This window comes from Mycolicibacterium arseniciresistens, assembly GCF_030519285.1.
Taxonomy (GTDB): Bacteria; Actinomycetota; Actinomycetes; order Mycobacteriales; family Mycobacteriaceae; genus Mycobacterium; species Mycobacterium arseniciresistens.
In genome coordinates, this window is the sequence record NZ_JAUMSQ010000054.1 from 1 (window position 1) to 21,499 (window position 21,499).

22 protein-coding genes are annotated in these 21,499 nt (G+C 70.0%); 13 read left to right on the forward strand and 9 right to left on the reverse strand.

Features of this window, described 5'->3' with window-relative positions; translation table 11 throughout:
• From Q2100_RS10275 to mycP, 3 genes are all read right to left on the reverse strand, one after another.
• Window positions 1–1,207, reverse strand: a 1,207-nt coding sequence (locus Q2100_RS10275; protein ID WP_302913970.1) for a PPE domain-containing protein, incomplete at its 3' end; no start/stop codon positions are given.
• 11 nt (window positions 1,208–1,218) lie between these two features.
• On the reverse strand, window positions 1,219–2,616 hold the full coding sequence (gene eccE, locus Q2100_RS10280; RefSeq protein WP_276009515.1) for a type VII secretion protein EccE: 1,398 nt from the start codon (window positions 2,614–2,616) through the stop codon (window positions 1,219–1,221).
• Entirely contained in the window at window positions 2,613–3,959 is a 1,347-nt protein-coding gene (mycP, locus tag Q2100_RS10285) for a type VII secretion-associated serine protease mycosin (protein WP_264015017.1), read from the reverse strand. The genes eccE and mycP overlap by 4 nt, the downstream gene beginning before the upstream one ends.
• 316 nt (window positions 3,960–4,275) lie before the next feature.
• Between mycP and Q2100_RS10290 the strand changes: the two genes are divergently transcribed.
• Entirely contained in the window at window positions 4,276–5,244 is a 969-nt protein-coding gene (locus Q2100_RS10290; RefSeq protein ID WP_302913971.1) for a pirin family protein, read from the forward strand.
• On the opposite strand, the gene Q2100_RS10295 is transcribed toward Q2100_RS10290, so the two are convergent.
• Together Q2100_RS10295 and Q2100_RS10300 are read right to left on the reverse strand one after the other, a co-directional pair.
• Complete coding sequence (locus tag Q2100_RS10295) at window positions 5,241–7,388, reverse strand: FUSC family protein (RefSeq protein WP_302913972.1); 2,148 nt, start codon at window positions 7,386–7,388, stop codon at window positions 5,241–5,243. The genes Q2100_RS10290 and Q2100_RS10295 overlap by 4 nt on opposite strands.
• A 20-nt stretch (window positions 7,389–7,408) precedes the next feature.
• Complete coding sequence (locus tag Q2100_RS10300) at window positions 7,409–7,972, reverse strand: TetR/AcrR family transcriptional regulator (RefSeq protein ID WP_264015014.1); 564 nt, start codon at window positions 7,970–7,972, stop codon at window positions 7,409–7,411.
• 146 nt (window positions 7,973–8,118) lie between these two features.
• Here Q2100_RS10300 and Q2100_RS10305 point away from each other — a divergent pair, with 146 nt between their 5' ends.
• From Q2100_RS10305 to Q2100_RS10340, 8 genes are all read left to right on the forward strand, one after another.
• On the forward strand, window positions 8,119–8,754 hold the full coding sequence (locus Q2100_RS10305; protein ID WP_264015013.1) for a TetR/AcrR family transcriptional regulator: 636 nt from the start codon (window positions 8,119–8,121) through the stop codon (window positions 8,752–8,754).
• A 58-nt stretch (window positions 8,755–8,812) separates the two neighbouring features.
• Window positions 8,813–9,751, forward strand: a complete 939-nt coding sequence (locus Q2100_RS10310; RefSeq protein ID WP_302913973.1) for a class I SAM-dependent methyltransferase — start codon at window positions 8,813–8,815, stop codon at window positions 9,749–9,751.
• A gap of 70 nt (window positions 9,752–9,821) precedes the next feature.
• Window positions 9,822–11,216 (forward strand): aldehyde dehydrogenase family protein, encoded by a 1,395-nt coding sequence (locus tag Q2100_RS10315; RefSeq protein WP_264015011.1) that lies wholly within the window; start codon window positions 9,822–9,824, stop codon window positions 11,214–11,216.
• Window positions 11,217–11,249: 33 nt separating this feature from the next.
• Window positions 11,250–12,116 (forward strand): SDR family oxidoreductase, encoded by an 867-nt coding sequence (locus Q2100_RS10320; RefSeq protein WP_302913974.1) that lies wholly within the window; start codon window positions 11,250–11,252, stop codon window positions 12,114–12,116.
• Window positions 12,113–13,075: an NADPH:quinone oxidoreductase family protein gene (locus Q2100_RS10325; protein ID WP_302913975.1), complete on the forward strand. Its 963-nt coding sequence runs from the start codon at window positions 12,113–12,115 to the stop codon at window positions 13,073–13,075. The genes Q2100_RS10320 and Q2100_RS10325 overlap by 4 nt, the downstream gene beginning before the upstream one ends.
• Window positions 13,072–13,770, forward strand: coding sequence for a haloacid dehalogenase type II (locus Q2100_RS10330; protein WP_302913976.1), 699 nt, complete (start codon window positions 13,072–13,074; stop codon window positions 13,768–13,770). Before Q2100_RS10325 ends, Q2100_RS10330 begins: the two co-directional genes overlap by 4 nt.
• A 49-nt stretch (window positions 13,771–13,819) precedes the next feature.
• A complete protein-coding gene (locus Q2100_RS10335; protein ID WP_302913984.1) occupies window positions 13,820–14,536 on the forward strand; it encodes a methyltransferase domain-containing protein in 717 nt (238 codons plus the stop codon).
• Between the two features lie 18 nt (window positions 14,537–14,554).
• Complete coding sequence (locus Q2100_RS10340) at window positions 14,555–15,040, forward strand: DUF456 domain-containing protein (RefSeq protein WP_264015006.1); 486 nt, start codon at window positions 14,555–14,557, stop codon at window positions 15,038–15,040.
• A 109-nt stretch (window positions 15,041–15,149) separates the two neighbouring features.
• Here Q2100_RS10340 and Q2100_RS10345 read toward each other — a convergent pair whose 3' ends face one another.
• The 3 genes from Q2100_RS10345 to Q2100_RS10355 all read right to left on the reverse strand — a co-directional run bounded on the left by Q2100_RS10345 (window position 15,150) and on the right by Q2100_RS10355 (window position 17,514).
• Complete coding sequence (locus Q2100_RS10345; protein WP_302913977.1) at window positions 15,150–15,950, reverse strand: tyrosine-protein phosphatase; 801 nt, start codon at window positions 15,948–15,950, stop codon at window positions 15,150–15,152.
• Complete coding sequence (locus Q2100_RS10350) at window positions 15,947–17,176, reverse strand: acyl-CoA dehydrogenase family protein (RefSeq protein ID WP_302913978.1); 1,230 nt, start codon at window positions 17,174–17,176, stop codon at window positions 15,947–15,949. The genes Q2100_RS10345 and Q2100_RS10350 overlap by 4 nt, the downstream gene beginning before the upstream one ends.
• A gap of 113 nt (window positions 17,177–17,289) precedes the next feature.
• The gene (locus Q2100_RS10355) at window positions 17,290–17,514 is read right to left on the reverse strand and encodes a hypothetical protein (RefSeq protein ID WP_302913979.1); all 225 of its coding nucleotides are present in this window, start codon (window positions 17,512–17,514) and stop codon (window positions 17,290–17,292) included.
• Between the two features lie 174 nt (window positions 17,515–17,688).
• Between Q2100_RS10355 and Q2100_RS10360 the strand changes: the two genes are divergently transcribed.
• Genes Q2100_RS10360 through Q2100_RS10375 form a run of 4 tightly spaced genes read left to right on the forward strand, consistent with a single transcriptional unit; the run spans window position 17,689 to window position 21,052 of the window.
• A complete protein-coding gene (locus Q2100_RS10360) occupies window positions 17,689–18,339 on the forward strand; it encodes a response regulator (protein ID WP_302913980.1) in 651 nt (216 codons plus the stop codon).
• 1 nt (window position 18,340) lies between these two features.
• Window positions 18,341–19,549 carry a sensor histidine kinase gene (locus Q2100_RS10365; protein WP_302913981.1) on the forward strand — a complete coding sequence of 403 codons (1,209 nt, stop codon included), beginning with the start codon at window positions 18,341–18,343 and terminating at the stop codon, window positions 19,547–19,549.
• A 42-nt stretch (window positions 19,550–19,591) separates the two neighbouring features.
• Window positions 19,592–20,218, forward strand: coding sequence for a LysE family translocator (locus Q2100_RS10370; protein WP_264015001.1), 627 nt, complete (start codon window positions 19,592–19,594; stop codon window positions 20,216–20,218).
• 54 nt (window positions 20,219–20,272) lie between these two features.
• A complete protein-coding gene (locus Q2100_RS10375; protein ID WP_302913982.1) occupies window positions 20,273–21,052 on the forward strand; it encodes a methyltransferase domain-containing protein in 780 nt (259 codons plus the stop codon).
• Here Q2100_RS10375 and Q2100_RS10380 read toward each other — a convergent pair.
• Window positions 21,037–21,499, reverse strand: a 463-nt coding sequence (locus Q2100_RS10380; RefSeq protein WP_302913983.1) for a phosphotransferase, incomplete at its 5' end; no start/stop codon positions are given. The genes Q2100_RS10375 and Q2100_RS10380 overlap by 16 nt on opposite strands.

The window sequence follows — 21,499 nt, forward strand, 5'->3', positions numbered from 1 at the left end:
CGCCTCCTCCGCCACCACCACCGGAGCCTGAGCCGGGTCCGCCGCCACCCGCGGGTTCTGCCGACGCCGGGCGTATCGCGGGGTCGGTCGGCATGTCGGTGAGGCCCTCGGGGAGGCCGGTGGGCGCACCGCCGCCGGCGGGCGATCCGCCGGAACCCTGTCCGCCCGACGGGGAGCCACCGGAGCCCTGTCCGCCGGACGGTGATCCACCCGACTGCTCACCCGATGCCGCGGTCTGCTGTCCGTTCTGCGCACTGGCGGGTGACACGGCGGGGGTTTCGCCCGGGGTGCCACCGGGCTGCTCGCCGCCACCGCCGCCGCCACCGCCCGCCGCCGGACCGCCGGGCTGCTGCCCGTTGTCCTTCTCGGGCAGCGGCGGCACGTCCTTCTTGAACACGGGCGTCGGCGCGTAGGCGCCCTCGGGGGGCGCGGGCGTGTCAATACTCGTGAACGTGACCTCGTTCGAGTACACGCCGCGGACGCCTTCGGACTTGACCTGTTTCTCGTTGTACTCGTCGAAGTCCATCACCACGTTGTCCTCGCCCGTGAGGGGCTCTGGGTGGTCGGCCTTCGCCTTCTCGTGGGCGTTGTAGAAGTCCTGCGCCTGTTTGGCGATCTCCCGGGCCTTCGTCGCGACCTCGTACAGCCACGACTCGTGCTGACGCATCTTCCCCTCGGCGGCCTCGGCCGCGAGGCCCTCCCAGTGCGTGTCACCGGGGGAGAAGTCCTTGGCGCGTGCGGTGATCGCATCGGAGAAGGCGTACATCTCCTCGGCGTACTGCAGCACGTTCATGTTGGCGGAGGCCAACTGCGCGGCCGCTGTCGGCCACTCCTCGTAGGGATTGCCCGGGGCGGCGTAGCACATGCCTCCGGTCGCCGGAACCTGAGGCGGCAGAACCGGATTGATCGTCACAGCGTCGCTGCCGGAGGGCTGGCCGGACTCGATCTCGGTCTTGTTGATCTCGTCGACCTGCTCGTAGGCCTTTGCGGCGGCCTCCAGGCAGGCGGCCAACCGGGCGGCCTCCGCCTTACCGGATTCCACGCAGGACTGCAGTCGTTCGTGGTTCGCGGCGACCTGCTGCATGGCAAGCCCGGCGAGTTGAAGCATGTCCGGTGGAATGGGCGATGCGGGCACGGCGGGCCATTCGCCGTTGATCTTGGTGGCCTTGGCGCGGATGCTGGTCGGATCGGCTTTCAACGTCGTCATGGTGTTCTCCGTTACTGCTCGAGAGCCATCTGGTATCGGCTCTCCTCACGCGGGTTGATCAGCTGGATCGGCAGCTGACGGTGGCGCGGGGTGTCGATGAAGTTGTGGCGCATGATCACTCGGCCGATACCCAGGTGCGGGCCGAGGTAGGTGGTCGCGTTGGGCCACGCCACCTTGGCCTCGGGGCCGATGCGCCCGTTGATCAGTCCGGCGAACTCCTGGAACTGCGGGCGCAGCGTCACCACCGCACCCGCGGCGGCCGCGCGGACCACGAACTGGGTGAACAGCCGGGCGTCGCCGAGGTTGATGCTGACGTCGACGTCGTCGAACGGCATGTACACGGGGTAGCGGTCGTTCGTCTCCCCGATCAGCACGCCGGCGGAGCCGATCGGCAGTTCGTAGTGCTTGTCGCTGACCGGACTGATGCCCTGCAGCGCCGCCCGCTGACCGCCGAACAGGCAGGAGAATCCGCGCGGCGTCGTCGGGGTGGCCAGCGTGGTCAGCAGCACCGTGGTGGTGGGCGCCATCCCGGGCATGATCCGCATCCGGGTGATCGTGTGGTCGGCCCGGGCCGACCACCACACGTTGGGTCCGCCGGGCGCGGTGTACGCGGCGGTGAAGGTGCTGCGGCCCTTGATCGTCGACCACGTTTCGCGTTCGAAGCTGATCTCGGTCGCCCGGTCGAAGTCGTCGAAGCTGCGCGCGCAACGGGCGTCGACGCCGTTGCTCGACAATTGATCCGCCAGCCGCGTCGCCGATGCGACGAGGTACCGGGCGTGTCCGGCCACCCCTTCGTCGCGGCGGCGGGCCGGCTTCTCGGTGAGTGCGGGGTCGGCGCGGAGCACGATCCACGTCCGCCGGTTCGCCGGTACCGGGTACGGGCCGATGACCTGTTCGTACAGCGCGACCAGGCTGGCAGGCGCCGTCCGGCCGACCCGGTAGCCGGCCGACACGACGTCGGCCTCGAGTTCGGGACAGTGCGCGACCACCAGCTGTTCGATCAGCCGGGTGTCGACGACGTCGTCGGTGACCGCGCTGCCGTTCACGATGACGGTCGGGGTGAACGGTCGGGGCACGAGTTCGATTGCGGCGACCAGATGTTCGCCCTGCCAGCGGACGGCGACGTGGTCTCCGGGCAGCACCGTGCTGCCGACCGCGGGCACCGACGGCTGCTGCGGCACCGTGCGGTGGCGGCGCCGCCAGGAGAACAGCGCGGCGATCCACCCGGTGATCCGTCTGCCGCGGACCGTCAGCACGGCCAGCAGCGCGATCAGCACCGACACCCCGACCGCCGTCCACAGCTGATTCAGTGGCAGCAACACGGCCACGATCGCCGGGATCAGCACCGCCGCGGCGATCGCGTGGCCGGTGCTGAACCGGATGCCGAACGCGGAGAACAGCTTTCTCATCGCCGCCTCAGTGCCCGCCGGGTCATGGCGCCGAGGCCGAGCACCAGGGCGAGGCCGACGCCGCTGATCACCACCCAGGTGATCGGTCCGCGGTCCGGCGGCGGGATGTACACCGGCGGGGGGATCTGCTTGACGCGGAACGGCACGGCCTCGGGTCCGGCGGGCAGGTCCCAGGTCAGCGCCGCGACCGGGTCGATGACCCCCGCGCCGACATAGTTGTCGACGCCGCCGCCGGGATGGCGGGAGGTGGCGGTGATGCGGTTGATCACCTGTGCGGGAGTCAAGTCCGGGTACCGCTGTTTGACCATGGCTGCGAGTCCGGACACGTAGGCGGCGGCGAACGACGTCCCACCGATCGGCACCGGTCCGTCGTCGCCGTTGAGCGCGTTGACCGGGTTGCCGTCATAGCCGAGCGCGATGATGTTCGCCGCGGGCGCGGCCGCACCGACCCACGGTCCCGACATCGAGAAGTCGCTGGGCTGGCCGTTCTCGTTGATGCCGCCGACGGTGAGCACCAGGGGTGAGTACCAGGCAGGGCTGACGATGGTCTGCACCTCGTCCCAGCCGCGCGGGTCCGCAGGCACCGCGGGGTCGGGCGGCGGGTTCTGGCTGCAGTCCTGACCGGTGTTGCCCGCGGCCACCACGATCACCGCCTTCTTGACGTTGACCGCGTAGTTGACCGCCGCGCCGAGGCTGGTCTCGTTGATCCGGCGGGTCACCTTGTAGCAGGCGGCCTCGCTGATGTTGATCACCTGGGCGCCCAGATTGGCCGCGTGCACCACCGCGCGGGCCAGGCTGCGCAGTGAGCCCGCGGTCTTCGTCGTGTTCGGGTCGTTGGGATCCTGGCGGGAGCCGACGGGCTGCCACGCCGCCGAGGTCTGGCGCAGGGACAGGATGCGGACATCCGGTGCGACACCGATGAATCCGTCCGTCGGCGACGGCCGTCCGCCGATGATCGACGCGGTCAGCGTGCCGTGGGCGTCGCAGTCGTTCATGCCGTTGCCCCCGGCGTCGACGAAATCGCCGCCGGGTTCGGCGGGCACCCGTGGGGAGCCCATCACGCCGGTGTCGATCACGGCGACCGTGATGCCCTTGCCGGTGGCGAACTTCTGCGCCTCGGCCAGCCTCAGGTAGTTGTTGGGCCACGGCTTGTCGGCGAAGTTCGAGTTCGGGAACGTCGTCGGCGCCGCACACTCGGCGCGCAGCTCGGTGGGACTGTCCGGGCCGGTCTCGTCGGGCGGGAGGGCGGCAGCATCGATCGACGGCGGTTCGATCGCCGACGCCGGTGGCGCGCTCACGAAGGCCAACAACAGTGCTGCCAGCAGCACACCGATGCGACGCACGCGCTACACACCCCCCTTGTCGAATAGCCGGCTCGTGGCAGGCCCGTCACTACACAGCAAACCTGCTGCCGGCCCGGCAGCGGGCCGTCGTCTCACGTCAGGACGCCCGACCGATGGTCCGAGGGCAATCCTATGCGCAACGAACGGGGGTCGACTGCGCTTTCTTTCGCCGGCGGGAGTCACTGCGCGCGCACTCCGCGGCCGGGCGCACGTCCGCCCGGGTCGGCAAACACAAATCCTGGCCCGCCGAGGCACGGCCGGTTGACGCATCTGTCTATTCGGGAATGATCTGGACTGCAGTCCGGTTACCCCGAACATGCCCGCCATCACAGCCGACACCCTAACCCTGACCCGGGTGAGCCCGCCCTCGCCCACCGACACCGACCGCCCCGTCCGATCGATCACCACCGGCCCCCGTGGCTACGAGGGCGAGGGATTCCCGGTCGTCCGCGCCTTCGCCGGAGTCAGCGCCGCCGACCTCGACCCCTTCATCCACATGGATCAGATGGGGGAGGTGGAGTACGAGCCCGGTGAACCGCGCGGCACCGACTGGCATCCGCACCGCGGCTTCGAGACCGTGACCTACATGATCGACGGCCGGTTCGCCCATCAGGACTCCCACGGCGGCGGCGGACTGATCACCGACGGCGCCACCCAGTGGATGACGGCCGGTTCCGGGATCCTGCACATCGAGACGCCGCCCGCCGAACTCGTGGAGAGCGGCGGCGTGTTCCACGGCGTCCAGCTGTGGGTGAACCTGCCGCGCAGGGACAAGTTCGCCGCACCCCGCTACCAGTCGATCGAGGGTGGTGACGTGGCGCTGCTGGCGTCGCAGGACGGCGGCGCGCTGGTGCGCGTCATCGCCGGAGACGTCGACGACCATCACGGCCCGGGCTCCACCCACACGCCGATCACGCTCGCGCACACCACCATTCAGCCCGGCGCACAGCTGAGCCTGCCGTGGAACCGTGACTACAACGCCCTGGTCTACGTGCTGTCCGGGCGCGGCAGGGTGGGCCCCGTCGGCCATCCCATCGAACAGGGCCAACTGGCAGTGCTCGGTCCCGGCGACCGGATCGCGCTGTCCGCCAACGACGTCCAGGATTCGAACCGGCCCGCCCTGGAGGTGCTGCTGCTCGGCGGCAGGCCGATCCGCGAGCCGGTGTTCCACTACGGACCGTTCGTGATGAGCTCGAAGTCCGAGCTGATCCAGGCCGTCGAGGACTACCAGGCCGGCAAGTTCGGTGAGATCCCGCCCGGTGCGCTGATGCCCCACCGGGTCTAGCGCTTCACCGGCGCCGCCTGCTTCGGGTAGAGCAGTTCCAGCTCACCGAGGTGGGCGGCGACGGTGACCAGCGGCAGCGCCGCCGACACGGCCAGGTCGTCGGCGCCCGCCTCGGCCCGCAGCGCACCGACGAAGTCGTCGCTGATCGGCGAGAGGGACTGCGCCACCGGCCGGCCGAGCAGCCGCAGACTGACCAGGTCGGCGTGGGTCTCGAGGACCCTGCGGGTGCGGGGGTAGACCCCCAGCGGCGGCGGGACGATGTCGGCGACCAGTTCGGCGGCGGCGCGTATCCGGATCGCCCGGTTCGCCGCCCCGACCACCGGAGCGCGTGCGTCGCTGTCGCTGCGGTTCTCGGAGAGGTACTGCCGCACGGCGTCGTCGAGTGTGCGGGACGCCTGCAGCGCGTCGTGACTGAGTGCGATCACCCGGTCGGTGGCGTCTTCGGAGGCGCCGCGGGTGACCCGCAGCACACCGGCCTTGAGCAGGTCGGCGCCTGCGATGGTGGCCCTGCGCACCGCCGCAGATACCGCTGTGGAGGCCCCGCGCGGCCACAGCAGCAGCGACACGCTGACACCGACGAGGGCTCCCACCACCACGTCCTCGACGCGGATGAGGCCGACCGACCAGCCCGTGGGCTGGATGAGGTTGAAGATGATCAGCACCATCATGGTGAACGCGGCCTGCCCGGCGATGAACGACGCCACCTCGGGCACCCATGCCGAACCGAAGGCGACCAGCGGCAGCAGCAGCCACATCACCGCGTGATCGACACCGACCAGTTCGATGACGACGACGCCGACGACGAAACCGATCCCGGTGCCCGCCACCGCGCGCAGCACCCGCGTGCCGGTGGTCAGCGCACTGCTGCGCAACACCGACATGGCGCCGAGCACCACCCAGAAGCCGTGCTCGACGGGGAACAGGTGGGTGACGGCGACCGCGAGTGCCAACCCGAGCCCGGTGCGCAGGCTGTTGCGCAGCACCACCGCCCGTGTCGCCAGGAAGCCCTTGGTGATCGCGGCGACGGCCGTCGTCTCGGGCATCACCCAGTCCGCCGCACCGGTCGCGGGCAGCCGGCGGCCCAGCACGCGGGCCCATACCGGCCTGGCGTCGGCCAGGGCGGCGTTGCGGATGATCCGGCCGGTCACCCCGACGGTGGCCGAGAAGGTGCGCCGCGCGAGCAGCGTCTGGCCCACCGCGAGCGCCGTCGCGTCGTCGGGCACGGCCAGGATCTGCTCGATGTCCTCGCGGTAGCGGCCCTGGGCCACCGCCCGCAGTTCGGTGAGCGCGGTGTCGAGGTCGGCGGTGCGCGCCGCCCGCTCGTCGCGGTCGGAGATGCGCAGCACCGCCGCCGCGTCGCGCAGCACCCGGACGATCGGCGGTTTCATGTCACCCAACAGGGCTCCGGTGTCGGCGGTGAGGCGGTCGGACAGCCAGCCGAGATCGTCGACGACGCGGACCAGCGCCCGGCTCCCGGCGGTCAGGGCGACCGGCCGGAAGTCGGCGTTGACGAAGTTGTCCCACAGCGCGTTCATCGCCCGGGTGACGTCGCGCGTGCCCGCCGCACCCTCGAGGCTGTCGGCCAGCGTCCGGCACACCTTGGCGGCATGGCGCCGCAGATCGTCATGGTGCTGCGGCGGGAAGAGGAACAAGGCCGCGGGCACGCACACCGCGAGCGCGATCAGCCAGCCGAGCAGCCGCTCGCCGATGGGCCCGGGCGGGGTGCACGCCGGCAGCACGAACAGCATCAGGGTGGCGCGCTGGCCTGCCGCCACGATTTCGCTGAGCACCCCGGAGAACATCACCACCACGCCGAGCACGAACATCATCGCCACGCTCAACCACGGGTGCGGCGACACCAGGGTGCCCACAGTGATGAGCACCGCGCCGTTGAATCCCAGCCCGCCGTAGGCCAGTGCGCGGGCGGGCCGGTTGCCCGGGAAGTCCACGAGGATCAGCAGTGCCACCGAGCCGAAGATCGTGAAGAGGGGGGTCTGCGACCCGGCGCCGACGGCGAAGCTGACTGCGGCGGCCGTGGGCAGGATGATGGCCGCCCGGGCGGCCCGCCTCAGGGCGTCGCGCTCCGGGTCGCGCTGACGGATCCGGTCGGATCCCCGGCGCCACAGACCGCCCGGAGTCAGCATGCCCGCCGATGGTAGACCGGTCAGGCGGGCGGCACCGTCGCGAAGCGGCCGGAGTCCAGCGCCTCGAGCAGCTGGTCGGCGATCCAATTCAGCGCCGGGATGTCGCGGGGCAGGGCGGTCTGCTCGTAGCCGATCAGGATGTAGACGCTCCAGGCGGCGAACACCTCGGCCTGGCGCTTGTCCTGGAGGACCTCATAGGCGGACTCGAACATGATGTCGTAGCGCTGCTTGTCCACCGCGGACTGCACGGCGTACACCTCGGGGTCCAGCGAGCTCCACACCCGGATGGCGGCCTCGGCGCTGTGCGGCAGCACCAGCGCCTCCTGCACCAGGGTGTCGATGCGTCGGCGCGGATCGGGTTCGGCGCGGACGGCGTCGACCACCCCGGTCGTGCGGGCCTGCCGCCAGTGCGCGACGAGGTCCTTGGTGTAGGCGGGCCAGCTGGGAAAGTAGTGGTAGAAGGAGCCGGTGGTGACACCGAGACGGTTGCACACCTCGGCGAGTTTGAGCCCGCCGTACCCCAGTTCGGAGAGCACATCGAGGCCGGTCTCGAAGTACGCTTCCCGAGAAACGACACTGGCCATGGCTTGACAGCCTAGTTGTTCGCCGGCCCCCATTCGGGCGCAAATCGGGAGCCCCGACCAGCGGAAATTTGCTGGCATCGAATGTCATCGCAGCTGGTCTGGCAACTCTTGACGGTGGCGTAGGTGACGTGTGGCACAATTTGACCGTGCCGTATACCGCGAGTCGGGGACCGGGTCGACCTCCCGCAGCGAAGGCCGCGGAAACGCGGGAGCGCATTCTGCGCGCCGCCCGGGAGATCTTCAGCGAACTCGGCTACGACGCGGCGACCTTTCAGGCGATCGCGGTCCGCGCGGATCTGACCCGCCCGGCAATCAACCATTACTTCGCCAGTAAGCGGGTTCTGTACCGCGAAGTCGTCGAGCAGACCAATGCGCTGATTGTTAGCGCGGGGATGGCCCGAGCGCAGGGCGCCACCACTTTGTTGAGCAGACTGTCCGCCTTTTTCGCCGCGACAATGGACGCCGGTTCCGAAGACCGTTCGGCAGCAGCTTTTCTCGTGACGTCGGTGCTGGAGTCCCAGCGGCATCCGGATCTGCGCAACGACGAGCACGACGCGCTGCGCAATTCGCGCGCGTTCGTCGCATGGGCGGTCAACGACGCGATCGAGCGCGGAGAGCTCAGCACCGACACCGACATCCCCTCGATCGTGGAGATGCTGGTCGCGGTGATGTGGGGGATGGGTTTCTACGCGGGCTACGTCGGCGACCACGACGAGCTGGAACGCGTCATCGACAAGTTCGAGCTGCTGATGGCCAACAAGCTCTGGCATCTCACGGACTGAGCCAGAGGCCGCACAACCCATCGCATAGCTTGGCTAAGCTCTTCGGTAGCATGGCGTGATGAGCTCACTGCGCACCCATGACGACACCTGGGACATCACCACCAGCGTCGGCACGACGGCCGTGATGGTCGCCGCGGCCCGCGCCGGCGAGACCGAGCGGGACAATCCACTGATCCAGGACCCGTACGCGCGCGTGCTGGTCGACGCCGCGGGCAGCGGCGTGTGGAGCGCGATGCTCGACGGCGACTTCACCGAGAAGGTGGGCGAGGTCGATGCCGAGGCCGCCGCGATCTTCGCGCACATGGGCGGCTACCAGGCCGTGCGCACCCACTTCTTCGACCGGTTCTTCGCCGAGGCCAGCGCCGCAGGCATCCGGCAGGTCGTCATCCTCGCCTCCGGGCTCGACTCGCGGGCCTACCGGCTGGACTGGCCGGCAGGCACGACGGTCTACGAGATCGACCAGCCCAAGGTGCTCGAATTCAAGGCGCAGACGCTCGCCGGCCATGGGGCCGAGCCCTCGGCCACCCGCAGGGAGGTGCCGATCGACCTGCGGTTCGACTGGCCGGCGGCGCTGCGCGAGGCCGGTTTCGACCAGGCGCAGCCGACCGCCTGGCTGGCCGAAGGCCTGCTGATGTATCTGCCCGCCGACGCGCAGGACCGGTTGTTCGAGCAGGTCACGGCGCTCAGCGCGGCGGGAAGCCGGATCGCCGCCGAGACCGCCGGGGTGTCGTCGGAGGACCGCCGGGAGGAGATGCGGGCGCGCTTCGAGCGGATCGCCGAGAAGTTCGGCATGGAGGAGTCCCTGAAGATCCAGGAGCTGATCTACGAGGATCCCGATCGAGCCGACGTCGCCGAGTGGCTCGACGGCCACGGCTGGTCGGCGACGCCGGTCGACTCGCAGCAGGAGATGCGCCGGCTGGGGCGGTGGGCGCTGCCCGCCGAGCTGTCCGACGACGACGCGTTCTCGCACTTCGTCACCGCCGAGCGGGCCGGGTAGCACGGGGGTTCTGACGGCCCAACCGGTTGGTTAGGATCGGGTCATCCTCGGGTCAGGAAGGACTCCCCCCATGACCACCGAATCCGTCAGCGCGCCCACCACCGACATCGACTCGACCGTCGCCAGGCTCCGGCAGACGTTCGCCACGGGCCGCACCCGCGACATCGAATGGCGCAGACAGCAGCTGCGCGCGATGGAGCGGCTGATGATCGAGAACGAGGCGGTCATCGCCGACGCGCTGGAGCAGGACCTCGGCCGCAAGCCCTTCGAGGCGTGGCTGGCCGACATCGCCAGCGTCGCCGGCGAGGCCAAGGACGCGGCGAAGAACCTCCGCAAGTGGACGCGGCGCAAGTACCGGATGTTGGAGATGTCGCAGCTGCCCGGCCTGGGGTGGGTGGAGCACGAGCCGTTCGGCACGGTGCTGATCATCGGCGCGTGGAACTTCCCGTTCGCGCTGACCCTGGGTCCGGCCGTCGGCGCCATCGCCGCGGGCAACACCGTGGTGCTCAAGCCGTCGGAGGTGGCTGCCGCCTCGTCGGCGGTGATGGCCGACCTGGTGCCCAAGTACCTCGACGGTGATGCCATCGCGGTGATCGAGGGCGACGGCTCGGTCAGCCAGGAACTCATCGCCCAGGGCTTCGACTACCTGCTGTACACCGGGGGCACGGAGATCGGCCGCAAGGTCTACGAGGGCGCCGCACCGCATCTGACGCCGGTCACCCTCGAGCTCGGTGGCAAGAGCCCGGTGATCGTCACCGCCGACGCCGACATCGACGTCGCCGCCAAGCGCATCGCCTGGACCAAGCTGATCAACTCGGGCCAGATCTGCATCGCGCCCGACTATGTGCTGGCCGACGCGAAGATCCGCGAGGAACTCGTCGACAAGATCAAGGCCGCGGTCACCACCTTCGAGTCCGGCAACCCCGACGGCAAGCGCATCGTCAACGAGCGGCACTTCGACCGGCTCGCCACGGCGCTCGCTGCGACCAAGGGTGAGGTCGTCATCGGCGGCGGCTCCGACGCGTCGAAGATCAGCATCCAGCCGACCGTCGTCGTCGATCCCGACCCGGCCGAGCCGCTGATGACCGACGAGATCTTCGGGCCGATCCTGCCGATAGTGACGGTCCAATCACTGGACGACGCCATCGATTTCGTCAACGCACGGCCGAAGCCGCTGGCCGCGTACCTGTTCACCAAGACCAAGAGCATCCGCGAGCGGGTGGTCAAGGAGGTGTCCGCCGGCGGCATGGTGGTCAACCACCTGCTGTTCCACTTCGCGACGCACAAGCTGCCGTTCGGCGGCGTCGGCCCCTCGGGCATGGGCGCCTACCACGGCAGATTCGGCTTCGAGACGTTCAGCCACAAGAAGACGGTGATGACGAAGACCACCCGACCCGACGTGGGCGCCTTCATCTATCCCCCGTATACAGAGAAGGCCTGGAAGCTGGCCCGCAAGCTGTTCTGATTTCGTCAACGAAGCCCGAGAGATAGGAAACCCATGCCAGGAGTGCAGGATCGCGTCATCGTCGTCACCGGCGCCGGAGGCGGACTGGGCCGCGAGTACGCGCTGACACTGGCCCGTGAGGGCGCCAGCGTCGTCGTCAACGACCTGGGCGGTTCGCGCGACGGCACCGGTGCGGGCTCGGCGATGGCCGATCAGGTGGTCGACGAGATCAAGGCGGCGGGCGGCCGCGCGGTCGCCAACTACGACTCCGTCGCGGAGTCCGAGGGCGCCGAGAACATCATCAAGACCGCGATCGACGAGTTCGGCAAGGTCGACGGCGTGGTGAGCAACGCGGGCATCCTGCGCGACGGCACCTTCCACAAGATGACGTACGAGAACTGGGACGCCGTGCTGAAGGTGCACCTCTACGGCGGTTACAACGTGATCCGCGCGGCGTGGCCGCACTTCCGCGAGCAGAGCTTCGGCCGGGTCGTCGTGGCGACCTCCACCAGCGGCCTGTTCGGCAACTTCGGGCAGGCCAACTACGGCGCCGCCAAGCTCGGCCTGGTCGGACTGATCAACACGCTCGCCCAGGAGGGCGCGAAGTACAACATCAAGACCAACGCCGTCGCACCGATCGCGGCGACCCGGATGACGCAGGACATCCTGCCGCCGGAGGTCTTCGAGAAGCTCACCCCGGAGTACGTGGCGCCGGTGGTGGCCTACCTGATGACCGAGGAACTGCCCGACACCGATTCGATCTTCATCGTCGGCGGCGGCAAGGTGCAGCGCACCGCGCTGTTCCAGAACGAGGGCATCACCTTCTCCGACGGGGTGCCGTCACTCGACGACGTCGCAGCGAAGTGGGCCGAGATCACCGATCTGTCGGCGGCGCAGCAGGCCAGCTTCAAACTCGGGTGAAAGCGCTTGTCGCGCAATCGTTGACGGGCCCTGCCGGCCTGGAGTACACCGATGTCGACGACGTGCGCAACGCCGATGCCGTCGTCATCGACGTCGGTGCTGCCGGCGTCAACTTCCCCGACCTGCTGATGCTGCGCGGCGAGTACCAGCTGAAGCTGGACCCGCCGTTCATCCCCGGCGTCGAGGTGGCGGGCACCGTGCGCTCGGTGCCCGAGGACTCCGAGTTCACGGTGGGACAACGGGTTTCGGCGTTCTCACTGCTGGGCGGCTTCGCCGAACGGGTGGCGGTGCCCGCGTCGTCGGTGGTGCCGACCCCGCCGGGGGTCGACGACGCGTCCGCCGCGGCGCTGCTCGGCAACTACTACACGATGTACTTCGCGCTGGCACGTCGCGGCGCCCTGCGCATCGGCGAGACCGTGCTGGTGCTCGGGTCGGCGGGCGGCATCGGCACGGCGTCGATCCAGATCGCGAAGGCGATGGGCGCCAAGGTGATCGCGATGGTGCACCGGCCCGATGCCCGTGACTTCGTCGAGTCGCTGGGAGCTGATGTGGTGCTGCCGCTGACCGACGGATGGCTGCAGGCGGTCCGCGACGTCACCGACGGCCGCGGTGTCGACCTGGTGGTCGATCCCGTCGGCGGCGAGGCGTTCGACGACGCGATCCGCGCGCTGGCCACCGAGGGCCGGCTGCTGGTGATCGGATTCGCCGCGGGGGGCATCCCGACGGTCAAGGTGAATCGGCTGCTGCTGCGCAACGTCTCGGTGGTCGGCGTGGGTTGGGGCGAATTCGTCAACCGCAATCCGGGTGCCCAGTCGCTGTTCGGGTTCGGGCTGGGCAAGCTGGTCGAGGCCGGCCTGCGGCCACCGCCGCCGGTGACCTACCCGCTCTCGGAGGGCTGCGCCGCACTCGAGGCGCTGGCCGCGGGTGAGATCCGCGGCAAGCTGGTCCTGAAACCGTGATCCGCGCTCTGGCGTTCGACGTGTTCGGCACGGTGGTCGACTGGCGGTCCAGCATCGTCGCCGAACTCGAGGCGTTCGGGCGCCGGCACGGGCTGTCTGAGGACTGGCCTGCCTTCGCCGACGACTGGCGGGCCGGGTACGCGCCGGCGATGGACCGGGTGCGGCGCGGTGAGCTGCCCTGGACGCGGATCGACGACCTGCACCGGGGCCGCCTCGTGGAGCTGCTCTCCGGCGCGGGCATCGCGGTCGGCGACGACGAGGTCGACGAGCTGAACCGGGCCTGGCACCGTCTGGACCCGTGGCCGGACACGGTGGCCGGGCTGTCGCGGCTCAAGGAGCGGTTCGTCATCACCACGCTGTCGAACGGCAACGTCTCGCTGCTGACGAACATGGCCAAGCGCGCAGGGCTGCCGTGGGACTGCGTGATCTCCGCGGAGCTGTTCCGGCACTACAAGCCCGACCCGGAGGCCTATCTCGGCTGCGCCGACCTGCTCGGCGTCGCACCCGAGGAGCTGATGCTGGTCGCCGCCCATCCCGGTGACCTGCGCGCGGCCCGGTCGGCGGGACTGCGCACGGGCTTCGTGTTCCGTCCGCTCGAACACGGGCCCGACCGGGTGTTGCGCATGCCGCCGGAAGGTGAATTCGACGTCATGGCAGCCGATTTCCAGGATCTGGCCGACAAATTGGGGGCTTGAGCGGCGTAGCGTGGACGGCGTGACCACACCTCTTCCGCCCGCGCTCCGGATGGCTCAGAAGCTGCTCGTCGATCCGCCGGTGAACCCGAGGATCGACGGCGGTTACCTCGACCTGTTGAGCGACGACCTGCTGGGCGACACGGGCGGCGATGCGCCCGAACGCAACACCGGAACCATCCAGGCGGTGTGGGCGTCGCGCCTGGGCTCGATGGTCTACGACAACTCGCAGCTCGTGGTGCGCCGGCTGGTCACGTCGTGGCAGCTGCCGATCGACTGGCTGAGCCTGCCGGTCGGCGGTGTCGCGCTCGACGTCGGCAGCGGGCCCGGCAACGTCACCGCGGCACTCGGCCGGGCGGCCGGCCCGGGTGGACTGGCGCTCGGCGTCGACATCTCCGAGCCGATGCTCGCCCGCGCCGTGCGCGCCGAGGCCGGACCGAACGTCGGATTCGTCCGGGCTGATGCGCAGCGACTGCCGTTTCGCGACGAGTCGGTCGACGCGGTGGTGTCGATGGCGATGCTGCAGCTGATCCCCGATCCGCCGGTGGCGCTGGCCGAGATGGTGCGGGTGCTGCGGCCCGGCCGCCGGATGGCCGTCATGGTGCCGACGGCGGGACCCGCCGCGCGGCTGATCGGGGTGCTGCCCAACGCCGGCGCCCGCGTCTTCGACGACGACGAGATCGGGGACACCCTCGAGTCGCTCGGCGTGGTCGGCGTGCGGACCAAGACGATCGGCACCATCCAATGGGTGCGCGGCAGGCGGCCGTGACGCCGTAGGCTCGCTGACGTGAGCACGGGCGGCATCCTCCTGGTCGGCTTGGCGATCGCCGTCGGGCTGGTCGGCATCCTGGTGCCGCTGCTGCCGGGCACGCTGCTGATCTTCGCGGCGATCCTGGTGTGGGCGCTGGTGGAGCAGGACATGACCGGCTGGGTGACGCTGGCGGTGGCGTCAGTGCTGCTCGGCGCGACGACCCTGGTGAAGTACCTGTGGCCGGTGCGCCGGATGCGCGCGGCCGACGTCCGGACGTCGAGCCTGGCGGCGGGCGGTGTGCTTGGCATCATCGGCTTCTTCGTGATCCCCGTCCTCGGCCTGCCGATCGGCTTCGTCGGCGGGATCTACCTCGCCGAACTCGCGGCGCGCCGCGATCAGCGGCTGGCCTGGGCGTCGACGGTGCATGCGCTCAAGGGCGTCGCGCTGTCGATGTTCGTCGAGTTGGCGGGTGCGCTGCTGGCTACGGCCGCGTGGGTGGCCGGGGTCTACGTCACGCAGTAGTGCTGTCCCGCCGCGGGCGCGTCGCCGAGCGTGCGGTCATGGCGAAAATCCGGGCCGAAAATCGCAGTGAGCGCACGTTCGCCGCAGCGTCATGCAAACCCGCGCGCCGTCAGTCGCGCAGCTGCTGCCGCAGACGCGCGACGTCGTCGTCGGTCACGCCGACGGCGGCCAGGTAGTTCTCGAGCGAGCCGTAGTCGTTCAGGATCATGCGTCGCGCCGCATCGAGGTATTCCTCGCGGACACCGAGGATCTCATCGGCGAGCCGGGCTTCGGCGAACGTCACGATCTCATCGGTGGGCTGTTCGGCGGTCCGGGCCCGGATCGACTCCATGATCTGTTCGCGCAGCAGCGGAACGGCGTCGTTGCTGCGGAGGAAGTCGGCGACGATGGCATCCCGGCCGACACCTGCGGCCTCGAGCACGACCGAGACGGTGAAGCCGGTTCGGTCCTTGCCCGCGAAACAGTGCGTGAGCACCGTCCGCTCGTCGGCGAGCAGCGTCACCATCCGGCGCACAGCGGCCTGCGCTCCGGCCATCGCCGGGTACTTCGCGTACTCCTCGGTCATGTAGCGGCCGGCGGCAGCCGCGACGTCCTCGGCGCCCTCGGTCTCCTGCGCCAGCAGCTGCTCGAAGCCCTGCTCGTGCGGGGCATGGGTGCCGACCTCCCGGAACGGGAGCCGGTGCACGGCGACGCCGTCGGGCACCAGGCTCGCACCGCGGCGCTCGACCTCGCGGTCCGAACGCAGATCGGCGACGTCGGTGACCCTGAAGCGGGCAAGCGCCGCCCGACCGGCGTCGTCGAGTGCGGCCAGCTCGCTGGACCTGAAGAACCGCCCGGGCCGGATCGCGGTGTGTTCGGCGATGTCGCGGAAGTTCCACGCCCCCGACAGTTCTCCGAGGCCGTCGGTCACGCGCCGGTCACCGCCGCGGCGACCGGGGACTTCTCCCTGCCGAGCTCGGCGCGGGCGATGGTGCGCATGTGCACCTCGTCCGGACCGTCGAACAGCCGCATCGCGCGGTGCCAGCTGTACAGCCGGGCGAGCGGGAAGTCGTCGCTGACGCCTGCGCCGCCGTGCACCTGGATCGCCCGGTCGATGACGTCGCACGCCACCTGCGGTGCGACCGATTTGATCTGCGCGACGAGCACAGCCGCGCCCTTGTTGCCGTGCTGGTCGATGGTCCACGCCGCCTTCTCGCACAGCAGCCGGGCCTGGTCGATCTCGTTGCGTGACCTGGCGATCGCTTCCCGCACCACGCCCTGCTCGGCGAGCGGCTTGCCGAACGCGACGCGCTTGTGCACCCGGTCGACCATCAGCGCGAGCGCACGCTCGGCCGCACCGAGGGCCCGCATGCAGTGGTGGATGCGGCCGGGGCCCAGCCGCGCCTGGGCGATCGCGAAGCCGCTGCCCTCCTCGTGCAGCAGGTTCGACGACGGCACCCGCACGTTGTCGAAGGTGATCTCGCAGTGCCCGTGCTGGTCCTGCCAGCCGAACACCGGAAGCGAACGCTCGATGGACACCCCGGGGGTGTCGGCCGGCACCAGGATCATCGACTGCTGCTGGTGGCTGGCCGCGTCGGGATTGGTGCGGCCCATCACGATCAGGATCTTGCAGCGCGGGTCGGCGGCGCCGGTGATCCACCACTTGCGGCCGTTGATCACGTAGTCGTCGCCGTCGCGCAGCATCGTCGTCTCGATGTTGCGGGCGTCGCTGGAGGCGACGGCGGGCTCGGTCATCGCGAACGCACTGCGGATCTCACCGGCCAGCAGCGGTTCCAGCCACTGCTTGCTCTGCTCCTCGGTGGCGAACAGGTGCAGCGTCTCCATGTTGCCGGTGTCGGGGGCGGCGCAGTTGATCACCTCGGGACCGATCTCGGGGCTCCACCCCGACAGCTCGGCCAGCGGCGCGTACTCGATGTTGGACAGACCCGACAGCGACGGCAGGAACAGATTCCACAGCCCCTGCTCCTTGGCGCGGACCTTGAGCTCCTCGACGATCGGCGGGACGGTGTGGTCCTTGGGCCCGGCGTCCTCGCGGTAGCGGTGGTACTCCGCTTCGGCGGGGAACACGTACTCGGTCATGAAAGCGGTCAGCCGCTTGTGGTAATCCTGCGCCTTGGCCGACATCGCGAAGTCCATCTGGCCACGATATGACACGTGTAAAAGCAGGCGGCTCCCGCATACGCCCGCCGGTGCCGACACAGGCCGACGGCCCCGCCGTGGAGGTGGCGGGGCCGTCGGTGGTGGGTGGATCAGTGGTGTCGCCGGTGGTGGCGCATGACCTTCTTGCGGTGGTGCGAACCCTTCATCTGCTGGGCGGTCGGCTTCGCCTTGGTCGGCTGGACGTAGGAGTGGCCGGGGTCCTGCGGAGCGGTCTGCGGGGCGGCGGATGCGGTGCCTGCCAAGCCGAGGGCTGCGCCACCGATGATGCCGGCCGACAGCACCGGGAGGGCGAGGACGCGGACGATGTTGTTCATGATTTCTCCTGTGTTCGTTGACTTTTGAGTTCTTCCGCCGGTGTTCTCCGGCGATGACACAACTATGTCGCGATCCGGGGCCCGCGTCTGTCCGCCGATCGGCGGGCACACCGGAGGAATCCCCGTTCCCCCGATCGGGGGAACGGCGGCGACCGCTGTGTCAAGCTGACTGGCGTGGCCGACGAGGCGCTCGGCAAGGTGCGCGTGGTGGTGGGCGACGATCACCCGCTGTTCCGCGACGGAGTGGTGCGTGCGCTGCAGTCCAGTGGTGCGATCGACGTGGTGGCCGAGGCCGACGACGGTGTGGCCGCCCTGGCCATGATCCGCGAGCACCGGCCGCAGGTGGCGCTGCTGGACTACCGCATGCCGGGGCTGGACGGTGCGGAGGTGGCCGCGGCGGTCGCCCGCGACGACCTGTCCACCCGGGTGCTGCTGCTGTCGGCCCACGACGAATCCGCGATCGTCTACAAGGCGTTACAGGAGGGCGCCGCCGGCTTCCTGTCGAAGGAGTCGTCGCGCAGCGAACTGGTCGACGCGGTGCTCGACTGCGCCAAGGGTCGCGACGTCATCGCCCCGGCGCTGGCCGTGGGACTGGCCGGTGAGATCCGCCGTCGCAACGAACCGGACGCCCCGGTGCTGAGCCCGCGCGAGCGCGAGGTGCTCACCATGATCGCCGCGGGGCGCAGCATCCCGGCGATGGCCAAGGACATGTTCCTCGCGCCGTCGACGGTGAAGACCCACGTGCAGCGGCTCTACGAGAAGCTCGGCGTGAGTGACCGCGGCGCGGCGGTCGCCGAGGCGATGCGCCGAAAACTGCTCGACTGACATGGTTTCCGGCACCCGCCAGCTGCTCGAGGGGTACTTCACCGAACCCGTCCGGGTGGCGGCGGTGCTGCGGCTGCCGCTGATCGCCCTGATGCTCGTGCTGGTCATGGAGTGGGAGGTCGACCACTGGCTGCCTGCGTTCTACGCCGCGATCCTGGGCTGCTACGCCGTTGCCGCGGTGGCGTGGCTGGTGGCGATCCACCGCGGTCCGCTGCCGCGCTGGTCGACGTGGGCGCCCACCGCGGTCGACGTCGCGGTGGTGGTGGTGCTGTGCCTGGTGTCGGGCGGCGCGACCGCCGCGCTGCTCCCGGTCTTCTTCCTGCTGCCGCTGTCGGTGGCGTTCCAGGACCGTCCGGTGCTGACCGCGGTGCTCGGATTGAGCACCGCCGTGGGCTATCTCGCGGTGTGGGTGGTCTACTCCAAGCGCGACGACCGCGTCGGCATGCCGGACATGGTGTATCTGCAGTTCGGATTCCTGGTGTGGCTGGCCGTCGCCACCACCGCGCTGTGTTTCGTGCTCGCCCGCCGGGCGGCGCGCGTGCGGGCTCTGCAGGAGGTGCGTCGCCGGCTGGTCTACGAGTCGACCCGCGCGGAGGAACGGCAGAACCGCGAACTGGCCGAGCACCTGCACGACGGCCCGCTGCAGACACTGCTCGCCGCCCGGATGCAGCTCGACGAGATCCGCGAACGTCATCCCGACGCCCGCCTCGACGAGGTGTACGCCGCGCTGCAGGACACCGCAGCCGGGATGCGCTCGACGGTGACCGAACTGCACCCGCAGGTGCTGGCGCAACTCGGCCTCACCGAGGCGGTGCGGGAACTGTTGCGCCAGCACGGCTCTCGCAGCGATTTCCTGATCGAAGCCGACCTGGAGGACGTCGGATCACCGGCCTCGCAGGCGCTGCTGTACCGGGCGGCGCGCGAGCTGCTCACCAACATCGGCAAGCACGCGGGCGCCACCGAGGTGACGGTGTCGCTGCGCCGCACCGGTGACCGCGTGGTGCTCACCATCGTCGACGACGGCACCGGATTCGATCCGGCGATCGTCGACCAGCGGGTCGCGCAGGGGCACATCGGCCTGGCGTCGCTGATGGTGCGCATCGACGCGATGGGCGGGCACCTGCACGTCGAGTCGAAGGTCGGCGATGGCACCCGGATCACCGTCACCTCGCCGCCGGAACCCGCGCTCGGCGCGGGTGAGTGCCGGTAAATCGGTGGCGGCCGGGAGCCGGCGAGGACGAGGATTGCGGGCGTGATCGACTTCTCCGCCGTCGCCGGTGTCGCGCTCGTCGCCCTCCTCATGGTGCTGACGCCGGGGCCGAACATGATCTACCTCGCCTCGCGCAGCGTCAGCCAGGGCCGTTCCGCCGGGTTGGTGTCACTGGCAGGCGTCGCGACGGGTTTCGCGGTGTACCTGTCGGCGGCCACGCTCGGCCTCACGGCGATCTTCGTGGCGGTGCCCGCGCTGTTCACCGCCGTCAAGGTCGCCGGTGCGCTGTACCTCGGCTACCTGGCGTGGACCATGCTGCGGCCCGGCGGGAAGTCGCCGTTCGGCGGCGCCGACCAGGTGGCGCACCGGCCGCTGCGGCTGTTCGGGATGGGCCTGGTCACCAACCTGCTGAACCCGAAGATCGCGCTGATGTACATGGCGCTCATCCCGCAGTTCATCGATCCGGCGCGTGGGTCGATCTGGTTGCAGGCGCTGCTGCTCGGGCTGGTCCAGATCGCCATCGCGGTCACCGTCAACGGTGCGATCGTGCTCGCCGCGGCCACGATCTCCGGCTTCCTCACCGCGCGACCGGTCTGGCTGCGGGTGCAGCGGTACGTGGCGGGGACGCTGCTGGGCGGGATGGCCGTGAAGATGGCCGTCGACAAGTAGGCACTGATCGGCGCAAAACGGTTGGCGCCCGAGTGGGGCCACTACGCTCGATTGATGTCACGAACACCGCTGGAAGCGGCGCGTTCGCGCGACTACCTGCTGCGGCTCGCGCATTCCGATGCGGGCAGGTTCAAGGCGATCGGGAATGCACAACTCGACCTGGGCAGCGGGCACGTGGTCGTCGACGTGGGATGCGGGCCGGGCGCCGACCTGAGGTCCTACGCCGAGGCGGTCGGCCCGACCGGACGGGTGATCGGCGTCGACCACGACGCCGATCTGATCCGGCACGCGCGGGCCGACACCGCCGACCTGGCCAACGTGTCGACCGAGATCGCCGACGCACACCGGCTGCCCGTCGAGAGCCGTTCAGTGGACCGGGTGCACATCGACCGGATGCTGCAGCACGTGTCGTCGCCGGCCACGGTGATCGGTGAGGCCGCCCGGCTGTTGCGCCCGGCGGGGCGGATCGTCTGCGTAGAACCGGACTGGGCGACCCTGGTCATCGACCATCCGGACGCCGCCGCCAGCCGCGCGTACACCGCATTCAACGTCGAGCGCAGCGCGCCCAACGCCACCATCGGCCGGGCACTGCCCCGGCTGCTCCGGCATGCCGGGTTGACGGTCGACGCGATCATCCCGGCCACCGTGGTGTTCACCGACGCCGCCGAGGCCGAGAACGTCCTCACCATCCGGTCGGTCACCGAAGGCGCCGTGGCCGCCGGCTACCTGAGCGACGAGCAGGGCCGCAGCTGGCTGCAGCACCTCGACGCGGAACCGTTCTTCGCCTCGATCACCCTGTTCGTCGTCACCGCCACGGCTCAGGCGAGGTCGTAGAGCAGCCGGTAGTACGCGATGCGCGGTTCGTCGGCCTCGATCCCATACGCCTGCAACAGCACTCGGTCGAACCCGGGGCCGTAGTCCCAATCGAGGCTCCACGTCGCGACGGCGAGGTCCGCCCACTGGTCCGCCACGCCGAGTGATCCGAGGTCGACGTGCGCGGCGAAGTCGCCGTCGTCGTGCAGCAGCGTGTTGGGTGTGCACGCATCGCCGTGGCAGACCACCAGGCGGTCGATCGGCGGCGGTTCGTCGAGGCGTGCGCGCGCGGCGGGCAGTCCGAGGTGCCGGTGCTCCGGCGCCCAGTGTGCGGGTCCTTCACCGTCGGCGATCCGGGTGTCAGCCCGTAGCAGGCGTCGCTGCACACTCCACTCGAACGGGCACTCGGCCGGGGGCAGCGCGTCGTGCAGTGACCGCAGCCCCCGGCCGATCGCCGCGGCCGCCACC

Bases quoted from the DNA above. Each gene is read 5' to 3' on its own strand.
- Q2100_RS10315 (WP_264015011.1), top strand. From the start codon at position 9,822: ATGACCACCGAATCCGTCAGCGCGCCCACCACCGACATCGACTCGACC.
- Q2100_RS10320 (WP_302913974.1), top strand. From the start codon at position 11,250: ATGCCAGGAGTGCAGGATCGCGTCATCGTCGTCACCGGCGCCGGAGGC.
- Q2100_RS10335 (WP_302913984.1), top strand. From the start codon at position 13,820: ATGGCTCAGAAGCTGCTCGTCGATCCGCCGGTGAACCCGAGGATCGAC.
- eccE (WP_276009515.1), bottom strand. From the start codon at position 2,616: ATGAGAAAGCTGTTCTCCGCGTTCGGCATCCGGTTCAGCACCGGCCAC.
- Q2100_RS10375 (WP_302913982.1), top strand. From the start codon at position 20,273: ATGTCACGAACACCGCTGGAAGCGGCGCGTTCGCGCGACTACCTGCTG.
- Q2100_RS10295 (WP_302913972.1), bottom strand. From the start codon at position 7,388: ATGCTGACTCCGGGCGGTCTGTGGCGCCGGGGATCCGACCGGATCCGT.
- Q2100_RS10290 (WP_302913971.1), top strand. From the start codon at position 4,276: ATGCCCGCCATCACAGCCGACACCCTAACCCTGACCCGGGTGAGCCCG.
- Q2100_RS10355 (WP_302913979.1), bottom strand. From the start codon at position 17,514: ATGAACAACATCGTCCGCGTCCTCGCCCTCCCGGTGCTGTCGGCCGGC.
- Q2100_RS10365 (WP_302913981.1), top strand. From the start codon at position 18,341: ATGGTTTCCGGCACCCGCCAGCTGCTCGAGGGGTACTTCACCGAACCC.
- Q2100_RS10310 (WP_302913973.1), top strand. From the start codon at position 8,813: ATGAGCTCACTGCGCACCCATGACGACACCTGGGACATCACCACCAGC.
- Q2100_RS10350 (WP_302913978.1), bottom strand. From the start codon at position 17,176: ATGGACTTCGCGATGTCGGCCAAGGCGCAGGATTACCACAAGCGGCTG.
- Q2100_RS10300 (WP_264015014.1), bottom strand. From the start codon at position 7,972: ATGGCCAGTGTCGTTTCTCGGGAAGCGTACTTCGAGACCGGCCTCGAT.